This window comes from Paenibacillus hamazuiensis (assembly GCF_023276405.1).
Lineage (GTDB): Bacteria > Bacillota > Bacilli > Paenibacillales > NBRC-103111 > Paenibacillus_AF > Paenibacillus_AF hamazuiensis.
In genome coordinates, this window is the sequence record NZ_JALRMO010000001.1 from 177,985 (window position 1) to 199,219 (window position 21,235).

Annotated in this window: 16 protein-coding genes and 1 pseudogene; 13 read left to right on the forward strand and 4 right to left on the reverse strand. The window is 56.4% G+C overall.

Annotated elements, in window-relative coordinates; all coding sequences use genetic code 11:
- Positions 1-136 precede the first annotated feature (136 nt).
- Both MYS68_RS00710 and MYS68_RS00715 read left to right on the forward strand, forming a co-directional pair.
- Positions 137-1,408: a sensor histidine kinase gene (locus MYS68_RS00710; protein WP_248923977.1), complete on the forward strand. Its 1,272-nt coding sequence runs from the start codon at positions 137-139 to the stop codon at positions 1,406-1,408.
- A 1-nt stretch (position 1,409) separates the two neighbouring features.
- Positions 1,410-2,342: a response regulator gene (locus MYS68_RS00715; RefSeq protein WP_248923978.1), complete on the forward strand. Its 933-nt coding sequence runs from the start codon at positions 1,410-1,412 to the stop codon at positions 2,340-2,342.
- 703 nt (positions 2,343-3,045) lie between these two features.
- Here the strand turns inward: MYS68_RS00715 and MYS68_RS00720 are convergent.
- From MYS68_RS00720 to MYS68_RS00730, 3 genes are all read right to left on the reverse strand, one after another.
- The gene (locus tag MYS68_RS00720; protein WP_248923979.1) at positions 3,046-3,621 is read right to left on the reverse strand and encodes a PadR family transcriptional regulator; all 576 of its coding nucleotides are present in this window, start codon (positions 3,619-3,621) and stop codon (positions 3,046-3,048) included.
- Between the two features lie 221 nt (positions 3,622-3,842).
- Positions 3,843-5,237 (reverse strand): MDR family MFS transporter, encoded by a 1,395-nt coding sequence (locus tag MYS68_RS00725; protein WP_248923980.1) that lies wholly within the window; start codon positions 5,235-5,237, stop codon positions 3,843-3,845.
- A gap of 41 nt (positions 5,238-5,278) precedes the next feature.
- Positions 5,279-5,632, reverse strand: a complete 354-nt coding sequence (locus MYS68_RS00730; protein WP_248923981.1) for a VOC family protein — start codon at positions 5,630-5,632, stop codon at positions 5,279-5,281.
- A 205-nt stretch (positions 5,633-5,837) separates the two neighbouring features.
- On the opposite strand from MYS68_RS00730, the gene MYS68_RS00735 reads away from it, so the two are divergent.
- The 3 genes and pseudogenes from MYS68_RS00735 to MYS68_RS00745 all read left to right on the forward strand — a co-directional run bounded on the left by MYS68_RS00735 (position 5,838) and on the right by MYS68_RS00745 (position 9,353).
- Positions 5,838-6,863: an ROK family transcriptional regulator gene (locus MYS68_RS00735; RefSeq protein ID WP_248923982.1), complete on the forward strand. Its 1,026-nt coding sequence runs from the start codon at positions 5,838-5,840 to the stop codon at positions 6,861-6,863.
- Between the two features lie 48 nt (positions 6,864-6,911).
- Positions 6,912-8,130, forward strand: a pseudogene (locus MYS68_RS00740) (MFS transporter).
- A gap of 134 nt (positions 8,131-8,264) precedes the next feature.
- The gene (locus MYS68_RS00745; RefSeq protein ID WP_248923983.1) at positions 8,265-9,353 is read left to right on the forward strand and encodes a YheC/YheD family endospore coat-associated protein; all 1,089 of its coding nucleotides are present in this window, start codon (positions 8,265-8,267) and stop codon (positions 9,351-9,353) included.
- On the opposite strand, the gene MYS68_RS00750 is transcribed toward MYS68_RS00745, so the two are convergent.
- Positions 9,339-10,106, reverse strand: a complete 768-nt coding sequence (locus tag MYS68_RS00750; RefSeq protein WP_248923984.1) for a polysaccharide deacetylase family protein — start codon at positions 10,104-10,106, stop codon at positions 9,339-9,341. The two genes, MYS68_RS00745 and MYS68_RS00750, sit on opposite strands and share 15 nt — an antisense overlap.
- 203 nt (positions 10,107-10,309) lie before the next feature.
- Between MYS68_RS00750 and MYS68_RS00755 the strand changes: the two genes are divergently transcribed.
- The 8 genes from MYS68_RS00755 to MYS68_RS00790 all read left to right on the forward strand — a co-directional run bounded on the left by MYS68_RS00755 (position 10,310) and on the right by MYS68_RS00790 (position 21,214).
- Entirely contained in the window at positions 10,310-11,221 is a 912-nt protein-coding gene (locus MYS68_RS00755; protein ID WP_248923985.1) for a LysR family transcriptional regulator, read from the forward strand.
- A 137-nt stretch (positions 11,222-11,358) separates the two neighbouring features.
- Positions 11,359-12,378 (forward strand): LLM class flavin-dependent oxidoreductase, encoded by a 1,020-nt coding sequence (locus MYS68_RS00760; RefSeq protein WP_248923986.1) that lies wholly within the window; start codon positions 11,359-11,361, stop codon positions 12,376-12,378.
- A 44-nt stretch (positions 12,379-12,422) separates the two neighbouring features.
- Positions 12,423-13,784, forward strand: coding sequence for an LLM class flavin-dependent oxidoreductase (locus tag MYS68_RS00765; RefSeq protein WP_248923987.1), 1,362 nt, complete (start codon positions 12,423-12,425; stop codon positions 13,782-13,784).
- A 94-nt stretch (positions 13,785-13,878) separates the two neighbouring features.
- A complete protein-coding gene (locus tag MYS68_RS00770; RefSeq protein ID WP_248923988.1) occupies positions 13,879-15,531 on the forward strand; it encodes an ABC transporter substrate-binding protein in 1,653 nt (550 codons plus the stop codon).
- 22 nt (positions 15,532-15,553) lie between these two features.
- Positions 15,554-16,492 (forward strand): ABC transporter permease, encoded by a 939-nt coding sequence (locus MYS68_RS00775; RefSeq protein ID WP_248923989.1) that lies wholly within the window; start codon positions 15,554-15,556, stop codon positions 16,490-16,492.
- A 16-nt stretch (positions 16,493-16,508) separates the two neighbouring features.
- Positions 16,509-17,402 carry an ABC transporter permease gene (locus tag MYS68_RS00780; protein ID WP_420852076.1) on the forward strand — a complete coding sequence of 298 codons (894 nt, stop codon included), beginning with the start codon at positions 16,509-16,511 and terminating at the stop codon, positions 17,400-17,402.
- Between the two features lie 457 nt (positions 17,403-17,859).
- Positions 17,860-20,340 (forward strand): dipeptide ABC transporter ATP-binding protein, encoded by a 2,481-nt coding sequence (locus tag MYS68_RS00785; RefSeq protein WP_275983404.1) that lies wholly within the window; start codon positions 17,860-17,862, stop codon positions 20,338-20,340.
- Positions 20,341-20,362: 22 nt separating this feature from the next.
- A complete protein-coding gene (locus MYS68_RS00790) occupies positions 20,363-21,214 on the forward strand; it encodes a transporter substrate-binding domain-containing protein (RefSeq protein ID WP_248923991.1) in 852 nt (283 codons plus the stop codon).
- Positions 21,215-21,235: the final 21 nt, after the last annotated feature.

A 21,235-nucleotide genomic window follows, 5' to 3' on the forward strand; every position in this document is an offset into this window, starting at 1 on the left:
ATCTACATATGCTCGTTAAACTTATTTGAAACATTTTTTCACTAATGTATTGCTCTGGAGGAATTAGGCCATCCTTGTCGAAGTGAAGTCGAATGAAGAATCCCGCAGTTTTAAGGAAAGGGGGCAGGAAGCCGCATTGAAGGACAAATGGCTCGTCTTGCTGCTGATGCTCGTTTCGGTTCCGATCGCGGGCGAGCTCAACTTTTATCCGTTTCAAAATCATTTTCGGGTAAGCCTCGGCACCCCGGTTTTTTTTCTGTTCCTGCTTTGGATCCGCCCCGTTCCTCCGTTTGTCTCGGGGGTGCTGGCCGGGGTCTCGGTTGCTGTTTTTCGCATGGGGCTGGAGCTCGTATTAGGGTCCGGTTGGAACTGGGAAGCCGCTTTTTTGCATCATTATCCCGTCTTCTTTTATTACTTGGTCTACGGTACCGTCTTTGCGGCTTTTCGAACGAACCGCCATCATGACAAGCCGCTGCTGCTCGGGCTGCAGGGCATCGTCATTGAAATCGCCGCGACGGCGGCAGAGCTGCTGATGCGGAGCTCGGCGGCGGAGCGGCTGTCTTCTTTTGCCATCTGGAGCCAGATCGTGCTGATCGCTTTTTTTCGCAGCTTTTTCGTCATCGGCTTTTTCAATCTGATCAAACTGAGGCAGGCCCAAGCCGCGGAGGAACAGCAGCGGAAGGAAAAAGAAAAGATGCTTCTGCTGATCTCCGGGCTGTACGAGGAATCGGTTCAGCTCCAGAAAACGCTGCACAATGCGGAAAACATCACAAAGGAAAGTTACGACCTCTACCAGCTTCTTAAGGATAACCAGCCTGCGTTTCATGAAAATGCGGCTCAAAAGGCGCTCCGGATCGCCGGGCAGGTTCACGAGGTCAAAAAAGACAATCAGCGGATTTACGCGGGACTGTCCGGCTTAATAACGAACGAAAGCGATTATATGCGGCTGGATGAGCTGGCGGGCATCGCCCTGCGTTCGAACGATAAGTATGCCCGCTTACTGGGCAAGAAGATCGTTTTTAGGCTGCAAGCGGAGGGCGAACTTCCTTTATGCCGCACATACGCCACGTTGTCTTTACTGAATAACCTGGCCGCCAATGCCGTTGAGGCGATACCGGAGACGGGAGAAATCTTGATAGAGGTCAAGCGGGATCGCGATACGGTCCTGCTTCGTGTAACCGATAACGGTCCGGGCATTGCTCCGAAACATCGGGAAAACATCTTCATTCCCGGTTTTACGACGAAATTCGACGAGGCCGGCAATTCGTCCACGGGTATAGGGTTGTCCTATGTGAAGCAGGAGGTCGAGCGAATGGCGGGTACGGTTCGGGCCGAGCCCGGCCGCGGCGGGACCGGGGCCGTTTTTACGATCGAATTGCCTATCGGTCAAATAGGAAAGGAGGAGTAGCATGCGTTTTTTTATCGTGGATGACGATCCGGCGGTTCGCTCCATGCTGGAGCAAATCATCGAAGACGAAAATTTGGGAAGCATAGTGGGAGAAGCGGGGGACGGAGCGCATATCGATCACTCCTTGCTCGCCCTGAGGCAAGCGGACATATTGCTGATCGATTTGCTGATGCCCGAGCGGGACGGCATTGAGACGGTGCGCGAGCTGGCCGGCGCCTTCGAAGGGAAAATCATCATGATTTCCCAGATGGAATCGAAGGAACTGATCGGCAAAGCGTATTCGCTTGGAATCGAATATTATATCACCAAGCCGATCAACCGTTTGGAAGTGATATCGGTGATTCGCAAAGTTTCCGAGCGGCTTCGCCTGCAGCGGTCGATCAAGGATATCCAGAAAACGCTGAGCGCCATCGGCCTTGGCGGTGGTGCAGCGGAGAAAGACGCGACGCCCCGCGAAAAAAGCATCATCGAGTGCGGCAACTACGTATTATCCGATCTCGGCCTGATCGGCGAAGCCGGCAGCAAGGATTTGCTCGAAATCCTCGACTATTTGTACCGTTATGAGGCCGATCATCCGCTCGAGCAAGGATTTCCGCAGCTTACCGACATTTATCAGGAAATCGCCCGCAACAAGTTAGGTTCCTCCGCTTCCGAGGCCGATTTGAAAAAAGAGGTGAAAGCGGCTGAGCAGCGGGTGAGGCGGGCGGTGAACCAGGCGCTGAGCCATTTGGCCTCGTTGGGCCTGCTCGATTATGCGAATCCGAAGTTCGAGCAGTACGCCCCGAAGCTTTTTGACCTGAGCGACATTCGCAAAAGGATGAAGGAGCTGGAGAATGAAGAAACCGCCAATTTGGGGATGATTCGGCAAAACACGAAAAAGTTCATTCAGGTGCTTTATTTGGAGGCAAAGAGGTTAAGGGAGGGGCCGACCTAAAATCGGCTATCCCCCAATCAGGTCGGGGCGCCCAGGTGCTGCCGAAGGCTGAGAGCGCAAAAACGCGCTTTCAGGCAGCAAACCGGGCCCGCGGAGGCGGAGCTTGAGGCGGAGAGCCGGAAAAACCGACTCTCCGCCGCCGTACCCCGCCTCGCGGAAGGCTGAGAGCGCAAAAACGCGCTCTCAGTGAGCATACCGGGCCCAGGGAGATGGAGCCGGAAGCGGAGAGCCGGAAAAACCGACTCTCCGCCGCCGTACCCCGCCCCGCCGAAGCCTGAGAGCGCAAAAACGCGCTCTCAGGCAGCAAACCGGGCCCGCGAGGGCGGAGATGCGAGCGGAGAGCCGGAAAAACCGTCTCTCCGCCGCCGTACCTCGCCTCGCCGAAGCCTGAGAGCGCAAAAACGCGCTCTCAGGCAGCATATCGGGCCCGCGAGGGCGGAGCTGCGAGCGGAGAACCGGAAAAACCGTCTCACCGCCGCTGTGCCCCGACCCGCCGGAGCCTGAGAGCGCAAAAACGCGCTCTCAGGCAGCACATCGGGCCCGCGGAGGCGGAGCTGCAATCGGAGAGCCGGAAAAACCGTCTCTCCGCCGCCGTACCCCGCCTCGCCGAAGGCTGAGAGCGCAAAAACGCGCTCTCAGGCAGCAAACCGGGCCCGAGGAGGCGGAGCCTCCTCGTAAACAGAGGATGATTCAACGGTACGTGTCAATCGCTTTTAAACCCTTCTCCATTCATCCGATGACTATCAATCAACTGTAAAACCCACTTTTCGTCAAAACGGAGCTTTTCCAACCGATGACGGAAAAAAATCAGAATATACTGCTGTTCTCCCGTGGGAATCCGCTCATCTTTACTTGCATACTCCAACCGTTCTTCCTCGTAGCGGATTTCATAACGGAGGTAATCCTTGTACTGGTGTAAAATTAAATATTGCAATTCCTTGCCGATCAGATCAAAATTTTTCAGCTTCGTATAAAAATGCTGTTCGTAATCCGGCGAGTATGGAATCGGTTCTTCCATCAAACGAAAAAATCGTCTCCTGCCATCTTCCGTGATGGTATACATCTTTTTCTTTTTTCCTCTTCCCTGCCGGTCGCCCTCCGGTTGTTCGTCGGGAACCTGGTCGATCAAGCCGTCCGCAAGCAGGCCGTGAATGAGCGGATAAAGCACCCCCCAGCTGATTTTCCGCGTCGGCCCAATAATCGCGTTCAAAATCTGATGCAGCAAATAGCCATGCATCGGGCTATTCATCAATTCGCCCAGAATAAACAGTTCGTTCAAACGGATGGCCCCCTTACTGGTTATAACTGCCTTTTATTATATCGCAAAGATATAATAAGTAAACGACAGTTTAACGCAAGGTGCCGGAAAAAAGAAAAAGCCGCGATCGCCGCGGCTTTTTCCTGGTTCCGTAACTCCAACTCGCACTTCCCGTACGCCCCGGCGCAGCTCAAATGCGACCGCATCCGTTTCTGCCGGTTTCTTCCAATCCGCGCCACTTGTCATACCGACCGCTGCTGCACCATCACCTCGCGATGTTTCGGCAGGAGCTGCACGACGAGCAGGTTCGCAATCGCAATGGCAAACATGAGCAGAAAAACGGCATGCATTCCGGCAGCCAGCTCCGATTTGGAACCGGTCGTTGTCACATGCTGGTTGTAAATCGTGCCAAACACCGCGATGCCTATCGTTTGGCCCATTGAGCGCAGCAGCATGCTGGAAGCGTTGACGACGCCGCGTTTTTCCCAGCCGACGACGGATTGCACGACAACGGTGGAGGGCGTTGATACAAAGCCCATTCCGAACCCGATTACGACGAGAATTCCGATCCAGTAAACGTAAGGGGAGTTCATCTGAAGCGCCGCAAGCCAAACGGAGCCGGCGACTATCAGACCGGAACCGAACACGATCGACGCTTTCACTCCAATCCGGTACATGAGCCTGCCGGCCATGTTGGCAGCAAGCGGCCAGGCCAGCGACATCGGCATGACGATCAGGCCCGAGCTTGTTGCGGAATGGCCAAGCACGGACTGGATCCAGATGGGCGAATAAATCGTTAAGCCCGTCGTGATGCTGTACGCCAGAAAACCGCTGATATTCGTCACGTTTAACACGCGGATGCGGAAAATCGACAAAGGCATCATCGGCTCTTCCGCCCGTTTTTCGATCAGAAGGAACAACAGCAAAAACACGATTGCTACTGCGAACAGCCCCACAATCAGCGGGGAACCCCACGGATGGTTGACCCCGCCGCTCTGCAGCGAATACAGGAGCGCAGAGATGGAGATGGTAAAGGTGAGCACGCCGAGGTAATCGATTTTTTTCGCACGGCGGCCGGCCGGTTGGTGCAAAAACACGACGACGAGCAGCAGGGCGACGGCGCCTATCGGCACGTTGATGTAAAAAATCCAGCGCCACGATACTTGATCGACAAAATAGCCGCCGACAAGCGGGCCGAGCAGACCGGCCACGGACCAAACAGAAGTGAAGAGGCCCACCATTTTCCCTCGTTTTTCACCCGGGAATAAATCCCCGATAATCGTATAACATACGGGCGTCAGCGCCCCGGCCCCCAATCCTTGCAACGCCCGAAACCCAACGAGTTCCGCCATCGACTGTGAGGCCCCGCACAGAACGGAGCCGAGAATAAACAAGCCGATGCCGACGGCCAACACGCCTTTGCGCCCGAACAAATCGGCCAGCTTGCCGAAAACGGGCGTCGCCACGCAACCGGTCAATGTATAAATGGCAAACACCCAGCTAAACAGGTTCTCGCCCTGCAAATCCGCAATCATATGCGGGGTGGCGGTGGCGACGACGGTCACGTCCATCGCGCCGATGAACATCGCTGCCAGCAGTCCGATGACAACCATGTTGACGTTGGTTTTCGGTGTCATAGGAAGACGCTTCTTTTCATTTCACATTTCCCCTCCTTTACTTAACGATTACAAATCAAGTAAAGGGTATTGCCGTCAGGATCACTGAAGTGTACGAGTCTGGCCGCTTGGCCTTGTACATAATCATGGAATTCAACACCCCGGGATTTCAACGTCTCGACGGCTGATTCCAATTCCTCTACCTCAAATCCAATGGACATGCTGCCGGATGTTCCCGGTTGCATACCTTGTTCTCCGGTAAGATGCAGGAGTCCGATCGTCAATCCCGGTGCTTCGACCTGCGCAAAATGCCCGTCCGTTTCGTGCTGCAGCTTCAAACCAAGAGTTTCGACGTAAAACTGCACCGCCTTTTTAAAATCCGCCACCATAACAGATACATGGCCACTTTTGAACATAGAAAATTTCCTCCTTATTTGTTTGATCGTGTTTTATTATATCATAACGATATAAAAAATAAATATATTTTTTAGATATATAAATCCATGAGAAGTGAGCCAAAACGGCTATTGCCCTTGCACGCAACTTTTGCTAAGATGATCTCGACTTATTAAATTGATTTAATAAGTCGCAGCACTTTTATGATGAAAGGCTTTGATTTATATGACGAACGTGTTTAAAACACCGAAGGAGATAAGAGAGCCGCTCATTTGCCGCATCCGCGCGGGACTCATCATGATGGGAAGCGCCACGAAAGCGGAGCTCAGCCAGCGATTGGGGATCAGCTTTCCGACGATCAGCAAGTTTATGGCCCAGATGGAGAAGGACGGAGAAATCCGCTATACCGGCGATGATGATTCCAGCGGAGGCAGGAGGGCAAAGCGCTATACCTACAATCCGGAGTACATGTTGGGACTGGCGATTTTTATCGAGAAAAACGAGACGAATTATTTGATATTCAACTGTATGGGGGAGGTCAAGGAGAAGGGGACAAAGCCAAGCGTTCTACAACAAGATGCGCAGCTGCTGGCGGACCTTATTGAAACGCTGATCGAGAATTATCCAAATCTTCGTTCCATCGCTATCGGAGTGCCAGGTGCCGTTAACAATGGGAATATCATCTTTATCCCGCAATATCGGCAATTCCTTGATTATGATTTGAAAGGGGAATTGGAATCACGCTTCCAAATTCCGGTTGTGGTCGAAAATGATATGAATGCATCGGTGCTTGGATATGCGTCGAACTTTCAGATTGAGAACGATTCGTTGGTTTATCTATATTTCGGTAAGAACGGGCCGGGTTCCGGAATTATGATCAATGGAGAGGTCGTTCGAGGCAGCACGTTTTTCTCGGGCGAGATTTCTTTTGTACCTCAGTACGATAATCAATCTTTCCTGCAGGCGGTGCAGACGGATGAAAGCAGCGGCCGGATTGCATTGGCCAAAGATAAACAGATTGATGCCGTCGCCCGTTTAATCTCCACATTCGCCGCGATTCTCAACCCCAGGGCCGTCATTTTTTGCGATGATGAGGTAGACGAAGCGCTTTTGGCCAGGATCTCGGATAGAAGCTCGGCCTATTTCCCGCAAGAACATTTGCCGACGCTTATAATGAGCAGCTGGAGACAGGATTATTTGAACGGCTTGCAGCATTTAGCGCTTAATCTGATGATTACAGAATATGGATAATATTGGATTATATGAAAATAAAAATATCTCTCCAAAGGGAGTGGCACGATGGCGACCATGTTTTTAGTTATTATCTATCTGGCATTTATTAGCCTGGGGATTCCGGATTCCCTGCTTGGATCGGCATGGCCCATAATGCGGCCCGAGCTCGGGGCTTCATTTGGCTTCGCGGGGATCTTGTCCATGATTGCGGCCGGAGGAACGATCGTATCCAGTCTGGCAAGCGGGAGTTTGGTTCAGCGAATGGGGACGGGAAAAATTACTCTGATCAGCTGCTGCCTTACCGCAGGAGCGCTGCTTGGATTCTCTATGGCCCCCTCGATAATGTGGTTTGTCCTTTTGGCTGTTCCTCTTGGTCTGGGCGGAGGGGCCATCGATGCGGCGCTCAATCATTATGTAGCTGAAAATTTTGAGGCCCGTCACATGAGCTGGCTGCACTGTTTTTGGGGTGTCGGGGCAACTATGGGACCCATTATTATGTCTTTTTTTATTGCCGAACATAACTCATGGAGAGATGGCTATAGTGCGGTATCCATGATCCAGTTTGCGCTCGCGATTATCGATTATATTGTTTGTCACGCTCCCCTTATGGAAACGTGTTGCTGCGATCAGGGGGGGTGAGCAGCTGAACGATAAGATTCCCCAAAACCAAGTCGAATCTGAACCTGCGGGCAGTTCCAAAACTAACGTGCTCCGGATCAAAGGCGTTAAACATACGCTTATCGCTTTTTTGTTCTATTGCGGAGTTGAATCCACGGTGGGACTATGGGGAGCCAGCTATTTGGTGGGTGCAAGAAATATGACGGCCGAGACGGCTGCCGGATGGATTTCTTTATACTACGGTGGAATAACTGTGGGAAGGCTGATTACCGGTTTTATTACTTTGAAAGTCCACAATCGTGTGTTAATCCGGTGCGGTCAAATCATTGCCCTTGCAGGCGGGCTGATGCTGTTGTTACCGCTGCCTCAACTTTTCCTGGTTGGGCTTATTCTTATTGGCCTCGGGCTTGCCCCTATCTACCCCGGTCTTCTTCATGAAACGCCAACACGCTTCGGACAAGAAAATTCCGCCAAAATAATGGGGTATCAGATGGCAGTCGCATATTCGGGAACGACATTTTTACCGCCGCTTTTCGGATTGCTCGCCGCACAGACGAGCATAGCTCTGCTCCCTTTTATTGCGATCGGTTTCGTTGTTTTGATGATGATGAGTGCAGAGAAAGTAAACCATATTTTGAACAATCCGACGAAATCCATTAGCATCTAGACTCCATCGCCTTTTATTGAAATGTTATGCCGATCCGCTTAGTCCCATGAAGAATTCCGCATTTTGCGAAATTATCGGTTCCCAAAACCGGTGAACCCGCGTAATTTATCGCAAAAGGGAATGCGGAGGGAACGATGTTGAAACCGGTGATCGGAATTCTTGCATATCGGAAAGGCGCCTTTTTCGAAAACGCCAAATTTTTGCGCGACCTGATCAGGGAAGGAAAAAAGCTGGGGGCCGACGTTTATGCGTTTTCACACGTCGACCTGCTTGAAAAGTCGAGGAAAATCCGCGGATACGTTCCGGATGAACGGGGAAAATGGACTAAACGAATCAGCTCGTGGCCGGATATCGTGATTGATTTTTGCAGAATGCTGCGCAAGCCGTATCGGGATATGCGCCGCCGCAAAGACTTATTCCCGTATGCGAATAACAAGTTTACGTACAAGTGGAAGGCGATGCTCTTGTTCTCCGAGTCGGAGCAGGTCAAAAAATGGATACCGGAGACCGGCGTTTATTCCTCTTCCCGGCTGAGCGAGATGCTGGAGAAATACCCCATCGTTTATGTGAAACCGGGAAACGGCACCGGCGGGCACAGTATCGCCAAAATCAAAAAAGCGGTGGGCGGATACGTCCTTCAAGGCCGGAAAAGATCCGGCAAAAAGATCATGGAGACGCTGAAGTCGGAGGCGTCCGTGCTGCGGCGCATTCGGCGGTGGGTCCGCGCGGAGCAGATCCGTTCCGGCAATTTCATGGTCCAGCAGGGACTCGATTTGGAGCTGCTTCCGGGGCGAATGATCGATACGCGGCTGATCGTGCAGAAGAATGGCAAGGGGGCTTGGGTCGTTACGGGAAAAGCGCTCAGAGTCGGAGCGAAAAACAGCCCGACGACCAATCTCATCTACGGCGACGGCAAAGCCTTGCGCTTCGACAGCTTTATGAAGGAGCGGTTCGGAGCGGAAAAAGCGGAGCAAATCAGCCGGGAATGCGACGAGCTCGCGCTTCGCCTGATGGAAGTGATCGAAGGGAAATTCGGCTCCATGATCGAGTTTGGGCTCGATATCGGAATCGATACGAAAGGGAATGTATGGTTCATCGAGGCGAATCCGAAGCCGAGTCACGAGGCGTTCATCAAGTCCGGGGAATTGGCCGCATACCGCAAATCGATTCGCCGCCCGATCCAATATGCGATGTTTTTGGCCGGGCGATTAAAGGGAAGATAACGTTTGAAGGATAGTTAACAGCCGCTGCGGGGTTATCTGAACCGACCCTGCGTTGATGCGGCGGATCAGCCGGGAGTGCGGCGGGTTCAAACCTTCCTCTCCGGTAAAATAAAGAGAGATCCCGAGCTCGTCGCCGATCTCGATAAGCCGGCGGTTGTAGATTCCGTGCGGAAAGCACAGCATCGACAGCTCGTTTCCGAGCTCCGAACGAAGCGTTTCTTCCGCCGCGAGAAGATCGGATTTGACCCTGCGGACATACTCCGCTTCTGTTTCGAGGCGGCGCTGCTGCGGCAGGAACAAGCGGTTCGTTAAGGGATTAACCGGCTTGCCCTGATAGCCGATGCGCGGTTCATGGGAGCAGTAGCTGTGGGAATAAAAGCCGAACCCGCGGCTTTTCATTTCGCGGACTTCGTCCCACGACAGGTAGCCGGCTTTTCGCTGCGGATTCACATACCCGACGATTAAAAAGCAGGCGGCTACAGCGCCGTACGACTGCAGGATAGGGTACGCATGCCGGTAAAAGGACGCATAACCGTCGTCGAAGGTGATCAGGACTGCGTTGTCCGGAACGGGTTTGTTTTGCATCACAAAGCCGTACAGCGCTTCGGCGGAGATGAACCGGTAGCCGCTTGCTCCGAGCAGGGCCAGGTGTGCGCCGAATTTGGCCGGGGAGATGGCGTAAAGAGACTCGTTGTCGCTGATGTCGTGATACATCAGCACGGCTACCTTGTTTTCGTATCGAATCGCGATCACACCCTTTCCTTTCGTAATTGTATGAATCAAAGACCGGTCAGATACCAGTTGACGGATGGGAAATCATCGCCTATATTTAATACATGGTAATCCAATCGGAATAATTAATATATCGACCGGTTCGACTGGAGATACGTTGTCCCCTTACCCTGGGGATGATGTGTCTCCTTTTTTCTTGGCGGACCGAACAGGGGGGAACAGGGATGAATATCGAAGCGATCGAGGCTTTTGTTTATGTTATTCATTTCAACAGCTTCAACAAGGCGGCGGATGCGCTTTTTTTGTCTCAGCCGTCCATATCGGCACGCATCCAATCGCTGGAGAGGGAGCTTAATGCCAAGCTGTTCGAGCGCGAGGGCAAGCAGTTCGCGTTGACGGAGAAAGGCAAGCAGTTTTTGCCGTACGCTCAGCAAATTTTGCAGGTTTATAAGCTCGGGAAGCAGCAGCTTCAGCCGAAAAACAGTTCCCTCAGCATGCTCCGGATCGGCTGCACGATATCGGTGGCGAACTACATCATTCCCGAACTGCTGCCGGCGTTCAAACGAAGGCAGCCGGAGATTCAAATCAAGCTGATCACGGCTCCTTCCGAGATTCTTCTTGAGCGCTTGCTGAATAAGGAAATCGACGTGGGTTTGGTTCGCAACATCACGCATCCGCATATCGATTCCGCGAAATTTTACGAGGATCCGATCCGGCTGTTCGTCCGGCAAGGGCATCCTTTCGCCCGCACCGGGCAAATAGCGATCGAGGAAATCGTGAACGAACCGCTTGTTTTTTTCGAATGCGGATCGCTCGATTGGATGAAAATACATCGGCTGTTCGAAACGCTCGATAAACCGCCGGCGATCGAATACCATATCGACAACCTGGAGACGGCGAAAAAGCTGGTGCTGCAAGGCGCAGGCATCGCGTTTCTGCCCGAGCTTTGCGTCCGGGAGGAGACCGCGGACGGGAGGCTAGTCCCGATCGACGTTCCGGCGCTTGCCAGCCTGTCCCTCCGCACGAACCTGATTGCGCTGAAGGGCGAAGGGGCTTCGGCCTACAAGCTGTTTCGCGATGTGCTCAAAGAGGCCGATTTTCTGCATGGAACCAAAGCCTTTTCCGGCGTTCGATAGAATTGTTCTATTCGAAAATAGAAAGAGTCTATTGGGCGCCTGATTGACGGTGTCTTGGGCCGATGTTACGCTTTTACCAGGAATTAAAACCGATTTAACCGATAGGAAATTAAGTTTTTGAAAAAGGAGGCGGGCAAATGGCCATCAGGCTGAGCATATTGGATCAAAGCCCGATCGGCGAAGGAGAGGACGCTGCGGATGCGCTGCGGCATACGGTGCAGCTGGCGCAAAGAGCGGAGCAGCTTGGCTTTACCCGGTTTTGGGTATCGGAGCACCATGACTCCGACCGGCTTGCGGGATCGTCGCCGGAGGTGCTGATCGCCTATTTGCTGGCAAAAACCAGCCGCATCCGCATCGGCTCGGGCGGGGTGATGCTGCAGCACTACAGCCCCTATAAGGTGGCGGAAAATTTCCACGTGCTTGCTTCGCTGGAGCCGGGGCGCGTCGATTTGGGGATCGGCCGGGCGCCGGGCGGCCTTCCCCGTTCGACGAGGGCGCTGCAGGATCAGGCCTCTGCCGGCGGGAAGACGCTCGACGACAAGCTGGAGGAGCTGCAGCAGTATTTGCGGCAGAGCCGGCTGCCGGCGGGAGGCGAGCCGCAAGGAGTGAAAGCGACGCCGCTTCCTCCGGTGGCGCCGGACCTTTATTTGCTTGGGGCCAGCACCGGCAGCGCGGAGCTTGCCGCCCGGCTCGGCGTCCCCTACGTATTCTCGCAGTCGCTGACCGGCGACCCGCAGGTGATCGCCGATGCGCTGCGAATCTACCGGACGCAGTTTCGGCCGGGAACGGTATCCCGGCCGGAGACGATGCTCGCGCTGACGGTCATCTTGACGGACACCGACGAGGAGGCTGAACGTCTCGCAGCCGCCCAGTCGAAGGTGATCAAGATTCGCCTGGCGAGCGGCAGAACGGTGACCGTCCGCAGCGTGGAGCAGGCCGAAGAGTTCGGACGGCAGGCAGGCGAGCCGTATACGCTCGAAGAAAAGCAAGCCGTCATCGTGCACGGCGGCCGGGATACGGTCCGCCGGAAGCTGTCCGAGCTTCGGGAGACGTACGGGCTGGACGAATTCGTCGTTACGGTGTCCCTGCCGCTTTTCGAACAGCGGCTGCGTGCTATTGAACAGCTTCATGAGGTGCTAGGCGAACAATGGGCGTGAATCGCGGAGGATTTGTTTTTCACTAAAAAATTGGAGGGATGATGATGTCAGCTTTCAAAAAAACGTTAAAAATCGGAGCGATGCTCCACGGAGCCGGATCGAACATGGCGGCATGGAGGCATCCGAACGCGGTGGCGGACGCCAGCGTCAACTTCGGGTTTTACAAGCAGCTTGTGCAAAAAGCGGAAGAGGGCAAGCTGGATCTGGCTTTTGTCGCCGACGGGCTCTATATAACCGAAATATCGCACCCGAACTTCCTTAACCGGTTCGAGCCGATTACCATTTTGTCGGCGCTGGCGGGGGTCACGAAGCATATCGGGCTGGTCGGGACGCTGTCCACGTCGTACAGCGAGCCGTTTACCGTCGCCCGGCAGTTCTCCTCGCTGGACATGATCAGCGGCGGCAGAGCCGGATGGAACGCGGTGACTTCGCCTCTGGAGGGCTCCGCGCTGAACTACGGCAGGAAGGAGCATCCGTCCCACGAGCTGCGCTACCGGATCGCGCAGGAGTACCTGCAGGTGGTGAAAGGGCTGTGGGATTCGTGGGAGGACGACGCGTTTATCCGCAACAAGGAAACGGGACAATTTATCGACCCGTCGAAGATGCACCGGCTGAACCATAAGGGCGAATTTTTCTCGGTGCAGGGTCCGCTCAATATCGCCAGATCGAAGCAGGGCCAGCCTCTCGTTTTTCAGGCGGGGTCTTCCGAGGACGGGAAAAACCTTGCGGCTAAAGAAGCGGATGCCGTATTTACCGGACACGAGACGATCGAGGAGGCGCAGGCGTTCTACCGCGATGTGAAACGAAGAGCGGCGGCGTTCGGCAGATCGCCGGAACATATATTGATCTTTCCGGGCATTTCGCCGATCATCGGCAGCACCGAGGAGGAGGCGAAGCGCAAGTACGAGGAAATCGCCGGGCTCGTCAGCATCGACGTCGCTTTGAACTACCTGGGGCGGTATTTCGACCATTTCGATTTTTCGCAGTTCCCGCTGGACGAACCGCTGCCGGACTTGGGCGATTTGGGCAGCCAAGGATTCCAGAGCACAACCGACCGCATCAAAAAAATGGCCCGCGAAGAGAGGCTGACGCTGCGCCAGTTGGCCTACCGGGTAACTTCCCCGCGCGGCGGCTTCACCGGGACGCCGGAGCAGGTCGCGGATACGGTTCAGCGCTGGTTCGAGGAAGGGGCGGCCGACGGCTTTATGATCGGCAGCGCGGTGCTTCCGGACGGGTTGAACGATTTCGTCGACCATGTCGTGCCGATCCTGCAGAAGCGCGGGTTATTCCGCACCGAATACGAGCACGACACGCTGCGCGGCAACCTTGGGCTGCCGATTCCGCCTAACCGGTATACGGCTGCGCGGGAGAACGATCATTCGCTGGCGGACGCCGTCGGAAAATAGGTTTGCGAGCGGCAGGCTGTGAGGTCGCTTCACTTGACAGGAGCGGACCGAAGTCTGGGTGCAGGGCAAACGATGCAGGAGGTGTATCGAACAAATGACAGGAAAACGAATGAAACCGGTCGCCGTGCTGCTTGTGCTGATGCTGGCGCTGGCCGGCTGCTCGCCGGAGCAAGCGGGTCAACCGGCAGGAGCGGCTTCCGCGGGAGGCGAGGGGCAGCCGAAGGGGGGAGGCGAGCTGACTTTTGCCGTCGCTTCTTCGCCGAGCGGGCTCGACCCGAACGTGTATCCCGGAGCGGCCGATTACCGGGTCATGCGCTCGCTGTACGACAGCCTCGTCGCGCAAATGCCGGACAAATCGTTCAAGCCGTGGCTGGCCACGGAGTGGACGGTGTCGCCGGACGGCAAAAGCTACACGTTCAAGCTGCGCAAGGACGTCAAGTTCCACGACGGAACCCCGTTTAACGCCGCAGCGGTGAAATTTAATTTCGACCGGATCGTCGATCCGAATACGAAGTCCCGTTTTGCCGTAACGCTGATCGGTCCTTACGAATCTTCCGAGGTGATCGACGACTACACGGTCCAGGTGAATCTGAAATCGCCTTACAGCGCGTTTCTAAGCAGCTTGAGCCAGGCGTTCCTGGGCATCGTATCGCCGGCGGCGGTGCAAAAATACGGCGAGCAGGTCGACAAGAACCCGGTCGGCACGGGACCGTTCAAATTCGTGAATTGGACGGAAAACGCCTCGATCGCGCTGGAGCGCAATCCCGACTACCAGTGGGGTCCTCCGCTCGCGAGCCACGCCGGACCGGCGTATGTCGACAAGCTGACGTTCAAAATCATTCCCGAGGAGGCGACGCGGATCGGCAGCGTCCAGAGCGGGCAAGTGCTGGCCGCCGAAACGGTGCCGCCGCAAAATATCGTTTCGCTGAAAAACGATCCGAATCTGGCGCTGCTTGAAGCGGAATCGACGGGAATCCCGTTTACGCTGATGCTGAACCAGGACCATGCGCCGTGGAACGAGCTGAAAGCGAGAAGGGCGGTGCAGCTGGCGATTGATGTCGATACGATCGTGAAGACGCTGTACCTCGGCACCTACAAGCGCGCCTGGTCTCCGCTGACGCCGTCCGTGCTCGGCTACAATCCGGCTTTGGAAAATTCGTATAAGCCGGATCTCGCCAAAGCGAATGCGCTGCTTGACGAGCTGGGCTGGACGAAAGGAGCGGACGGCATCCGGGTGAAGGACGGCAAGCCGCTCGCTCTCTACTACGTGACGAGCACGCCGAACCGCGAGAAGCGCAACGATATCGCCGCGATGATCCAGCAGCAGCTGAAGGCGGTCGGCATCGCCGTCAATATCGACGTGACGACAGGCTCAAATGCGCAGACGATTGTGATGGATAAAGGTACCAACGATATTTACGGCGTCAGCAACGTATCGGGCGACCCGGACATTTTGCGCAGCTTTTTCCATACGAACGCGATACCGAAGCCGGGCAAATGGGGGCACAACCATACGCATCTGTCCGATCCGAAGCTCGACGGCTGGCTGGAGCAGGGTTTGAGGGAGCAGGATCCGGCGAAACGCAGCGAGATTTACAAACAGCTTCAAAGTTATGTCGTGGAAAATGCGATCGGCATTCCGGTGTATATTTTCCCTTACACGGTGGCCGCTTCCAAAAACGTCAAAGGGCTGAAATTCGATACGCTCGGATACCCGCTTTTCTACGACGCATCGGTTCAAAAATAACCGGGAAGGGGCGCATTCCGATATGGCATCAGCCATCATCCAACGTCTGATCAGCTCCGTCCTGGTCGTGTTCGGCTCGCTGCTGCTTGTGTTTTTTATCCTGTATCTGCTGCCGGGCGATCCGGTGCTGGCCATGCTGGAAGGCGTATCCGCGACTCCGGAAGCGGCGCTCAATTTGCGGCGCCAGCTCGGTCTGGACCAGCCGGTCGGCGTACAGTTCGCCCAATATTTTTGGAAGCTGATTCACGGAGACTTCGGGAGGTCGATCATCTCCGGCGACGCGGTGCTGCCGAAAATATGGGCGCAATTTCCGGCGACCGCCGCCTTGACGGCGGCCAGCTCGGTCGTTTCGTTGGCCGTCGGCGTACCGCTCGGCGTGCTGTCGGCGGTGCATCACAATCGGGCGATCGATCTTGCAGCCCGAGTGGTGAGCCTGCTGGGCATCTCGATGCCGACGTTTTGGACGGGGATCGTGCTGATCTTGATCTTCTCCGTGCAGCTGCGCTGGTTTCCGGCGATGGGCTCTAACGGCTGGAAAACGCTGGTGCTTCCCGCCCTGGCGCTGGGGCTTGTAACGGCGGGATATATCGTCCGCATGGTGCGCAGCAGCATGCTGGACATTTTGCGCGAGCAGTTTATCGTTACCCTCCGCTCGAAGGGGCTGTCCGAACGCCTTGTCATGTACCGGCACGCTTTGCGCAATGCGCTCATTCCGGCCGTGACGATGCTCGGAGTGCAGGTCGGCGAGCTGCTCGCCGGGGCGGTCGTGACCGAAACGGTGTTTTCCCGGCAAGGGATCGGCCGTCTGCTGGCGGATGCGATAACGGCCAAAGATTTGCCGGTTGTGCAGGGCATCATTTTGTTTACGGCGATCATGTACGTGATGGTTAATCTTATTATTGACGTTTCTTATTCGGCGATCGACCCGAGAGTGAGACGTACGATCGATAAAACGAGGTAAAGGAGGAAGCCGGCCTGTGAAAAACGCAGCAACCGCCCGGTTGGCCTTGCCGGGAAAAAAAGCTCGCCTGCAACTGCCGAAAGCGATGCCGAAGGGTTCCATGTCGAATGCGCTGTGTGCGGCGGCGGGGCTCATTCTGCTGTTTGTCGTCCTGTGCGCGCTGTTTCCGAAAGCCATGTCGGGGTACTCCCCGACGGAAATGCGGGCGGATGCGATTTTGCAGCCTCCCGGAGCGGCACATTACTTCGGCACGGATTATTACGGCCGTGACATATACACCCTGATCGTCTACGGCAGCCGCGATTCGCTTTTGATCGGCGTAGCTTCCGTGCTGATCGGCGGAGCGGCTGGCGGGCTGATCGGGGCGATTGCCGGCTATGTCGGCGGCTGGCTGGATGCCGTGTTCATGAGGCTGATCGACGTGCTGATGACGATACCGGGACTTCTGATGGCGCTGGCGATTGCGGCTGCCTTGGGCCCGAGTTTCTTCAACGTGGTGCTGGCCGTCAGCATCTCGGCGATTCCGGGCTACGCACGGGTGATTCGCAGTCAGTTCATCAGCCTGAAAGGAAGGCCGTTTATCGCCGCTTCGCGGTCCGTCGGAGCGTCGCATTGGCATATCTGCATCAGGCATCTGCTGCCGAATGCGCTGTCCCCGCTGCTCGTGATGGGGACGATCGGGGTCGGCACTTCGATTTTGATCGGCTCCGGATTAAGCTTTCTGGGGCTCGGCGTATTCCGGGAAATTCCCGATTGGGGCACGCTGCTTTCCCAGGGGCGCGGGTATTTGACCGCAGCTTGGTGGATGGCGACGTTTCCCGGCGTTGCGATCACACTGCTGGTGCTGTCCGTCAACTTGCTCGGCGACCGGCTGAGGGATGCGCTCGATCCGAAAAAAAGCCGTCGGTAAAGTGCGCGAAAAACAAAACGAACTTCGGCCGTACCGGAGAGTGCAACTGTCGCTCTTATGATCGGGCCGTCCGGACACGAAAACTTCTTCGCCGCAGGCCGACAAGAAGGTTGCTTTCGCTTGCGAGGCTTGCGAGGCGGGAGAAATCGGGGCCGCGGTCCGGGGCGCGCAGCCAATGTTGTCAGTTTAAGTCCCCAAAAGCTTGCCTTGCTTGCCCCCCGGGTTCATAAAGGAACTACGATGCGCTAAAATGGCCATTTCGGGTGGTTGGCAAAAAATAAAGGAACTACGGTTACCTATTTGCATGTTTTGCCGCCCGAGACGCCGTTTCTGACCGAATTAAAGCATCTCAGTTCCTTTATTTTTTCGGATGCGATCATTCACCGGTGCATAGCGAACGTATGTTCCTCTAAGCTTATGTCCCTCGCGAGGTTGGCCCTCATTTCCAAGCAAACGCATGAACCTGACAGCATTGGGCGTGCAGCGGGTACTTCTTCACATTTTATATGCTGCAAACTTTATATCCAAAAAGGAGGATTCCACAGTGAAGCCGCTTCTCGAGATCGAACAATTGCACGTGGATTTTGCCACGAGCCGGGGCTGGTTGAACGCGATTGCGGATTTGACGTTGTCCATCGGTGCCGGTGAGACCGTTTGCCTGGTCGGCGAATCGGGAAGCGGGAAAACCGTGGCCTCCAAGGCGGTCATGCGCCTTATCGAACACGAGAACGGCGTCATTTCGGGAGGCGGCATCCGCCTAAACGGCGTCGATATCGCTGTGCTGCCTGAGGAGCGGGTTCGCCCGCTTCGCGGCAAGCGGATGGCGATGGTGTTTCAGGAGCCGATGGCCGCATTCGATCCGGTGTTTACGGTCGGCAGCCAAATCGCCGAAACGATGCTGCAGCATAAGCGGGTGACGAAGCGGGAGGCATGGCGGGCCGCAGCGGAGCTGCTGCGGCGGGTCGGCATTCCGGAGCCGGAGCTGCGCATGAAGCAGTATCCGGGCGAGCTGTCCGGCGGCATGCTGCAGCGCGCGATGATCGCCATGGCGCTTGCATGCGAGCCGGAGCTGCTCATCGCCGACGAGCCGACGACGGCGCTCGACGTGACGGTCCAGGCGCAGATCCTGCAGCTGCTGAAGGATCTGCAGGCGGAGTACCGGATGGCGATTTTGCTCATCACGCACGATATGGGCATCGCCGCACAAATGGCCGACCGCATCGTCGTCATGTACGCCGGAACGGTCGTCGAGCAGGCGACGGCCCGGCAGCTGTTCGCGCAGCCGTACCACCCGTATACGCAGGGGCTGCTCCGATCGATCGCGACGCTGGAGGGCTCGCCGGACGCGGACGGCAAGCTTTATTCGATCGCCGGCTCCATTCCCGGCTTAAGCGAGCTTCCGTCAGGCTGCCGGTTCCACCCGCGCTGTCCGTACCGGACGGAGCGGTGCGAGCGGGACGCCCCGCCGCTGCTGGAGGCGGACGGGCGTCTGGCGGCATGCTGGCATGCCGGCGAGCTTGCCGCAACGGCGGCAAAAGCCGGCGGAAGCGGCCTGGCCGTGCATGGCAGCGCATCTGCCGCCGGAAAAGGCGCGATCGTGCAGAGCGTCGCGTCTGCAGCCAGGAGCGGCGTGGCTGAGCAGAGCATCGGGTCTGCAGCCGGAAGTGGCTTGGCCGCGCAGAGCGTTGCGTCTGCTGCCGGGAATGACCCGGCTGCGCATAGCGACGCATCTGCCGTTGTGAATGACCCCGCCGCGCAGAGCATCGGGTCTGTAGCCGGAAGTGGCTTGGCCGCGCAGAGCATCGCATCTGCTGCGGGGAACGGCGCGGCTGAGCAGAGTCCCGCGTCTGCCGCGGGGAACGGCGCGGCTGAGCAGAACATCTCGTCTGCTGCCGGGAGCGACCGAACCGCGCAGATCGGCACCTCCGCCGCCGTCTACGACCCCGAGCAAGCCGAAGTGTCGCCCGGAGGGCCGGACGTTTTGTTCGAGGCCCGGCAGCTGCATAAATATTACCCGCTCGGCAAAAGCTGGCTTCACCGCCCGCAAGGTTGGGTTCGCGCCGTAGACGATGTGTCGCTGACGATCCGGCGCGGGGAAGTGTTCGGGCTCGTCGGCGAGTCGGGCAGCGGCAAATCGACGCTCGGGCGGCTGCTGCTGCAGATGGAGCGGCCGACGTCCGGTCAGGTCGTCTTCGAGGGCAACGACTTGACCCGTCTGAACCGAACGCAGCTGCGCGAAGCCAGGAAAGACATGCAGATCATTTTCCAGGACCCGTACGGGTCGCTCAGCCCGCGCTGGAAAATCGGCGATATTATCGCCGAGCCGCTGGAGGTGCACGGGCTGGCAACCGGAAAGGAGAAGCGTCGACGGGTGGAGGAGCTGCTGGAGACGGTAGGCTTGAATCCCGGTTGGTATGACCGGTATCCGCACGAATTTTCCGGCGGCCAGCGGCAGCGGATCGGCATCGCCAGGGCGCTCGCGCTGCGCCCGAAGTTCATTTTGGCCGACGAAGCGGTGTCGGCGCTTGATGTGTCGGTGCAAGCGCAAATCGTCAACCTGCTGCAGGAGCTGCACAGGCGGCTCGGCTTGACGATGATGTTTATCGCACACGGCCTGCAGGTGGTGCGCCATCTGTCGACGCGCATCGGTGTCATGTACCTCGGCCGGCTGGTTGAAATCGGTCCCGGCGACGAGGTGTTCCGCAGTCCCGCACATCCGTACACGAAGCTGCTGCTCTCCTCGGTGCCGGTGCCGGACCCGTTCCGCGAGCGCCCGCGGATTGAGCTGCCCGGCGAAATTCCGTCCCCGGCCAACCCTCCCGCCGGCTGCCGGTTTCATCCGCGCTGCCCGGCGGCGACGGCCCGCTGCAGGGAGCAGGAGCCTTCGCTTCGCGAAGTCGGGCCCGGGCGCTGGACGGCGTGCCATTTTCCGCTATAAAGATCAAGAGGAGTAGATATGGATGAAAAGGTTAAAAGCAACGTTTATTCTCGCTTCGGTGCTGCTGCTTGCGGCGGGATGCGGCAGCGGGGCCAAACAGACCGCAACGGACGCCGGAGCCGCGGGAGCGGCTTCGGCCCAGGCCAACTCCAACCCGACAAAACCGAAGAAGGTGATCGTCGGCACCGGCACGCAGTTTAAAAACATCTGCTTCATCGACGACAAAGGCAATTTGACCGGCTACGACGTCGAACTGATCCGCGAAATCGACAAACGTCTGCCCGAATACGAGTTCGAGTTCAAGACGATGGATTTTGCCAATTTGCTGCTGAGCCTGGAGACGAGCAAAATCGATTTGATCGCACATCAAATGGAAGTCAACGAGGAGCGAAAGGCGAAGTTTTTGTTCAACGACGAGGCGTATAACATTTTTCCGAACAAGGTGGTTGTGCACAAGGACAGAAACGACATTCAATCGATCGACGATTTGAAGGGAAAAAAGGTGATCGTCGGAGCGACAAGCAATGCCTCGGTGCTGCTGCAGGATTACAACAAAACGCATAACAACGCGATTGAAATCGTGTATACCGGCAGCGGGGGCACGAACGACGCAATCGCCCAGCTGAAGTCGGGCCGCGTCGACGCCACGATCGGCACGCAGTTCGCGGTCGATCAGCGCAACCGCGATGTCGACGCGCAGCAAAAAACGGTCGGACCGGCGATTTCCAACTCGAAGGTGTACTTCATTTTGCGCAAGGATGAGACCGGTCTGAAGACGAAGGTGGACGAAACGCTGCGCGCGATCAAGCAGGACGGCACCTTGGCGAAGCTGAGCACGCAGTGGCTCGGCGCGGATTATACGGTAAGCCAGTAGCGGGCAAATCTGCGAAAAAAA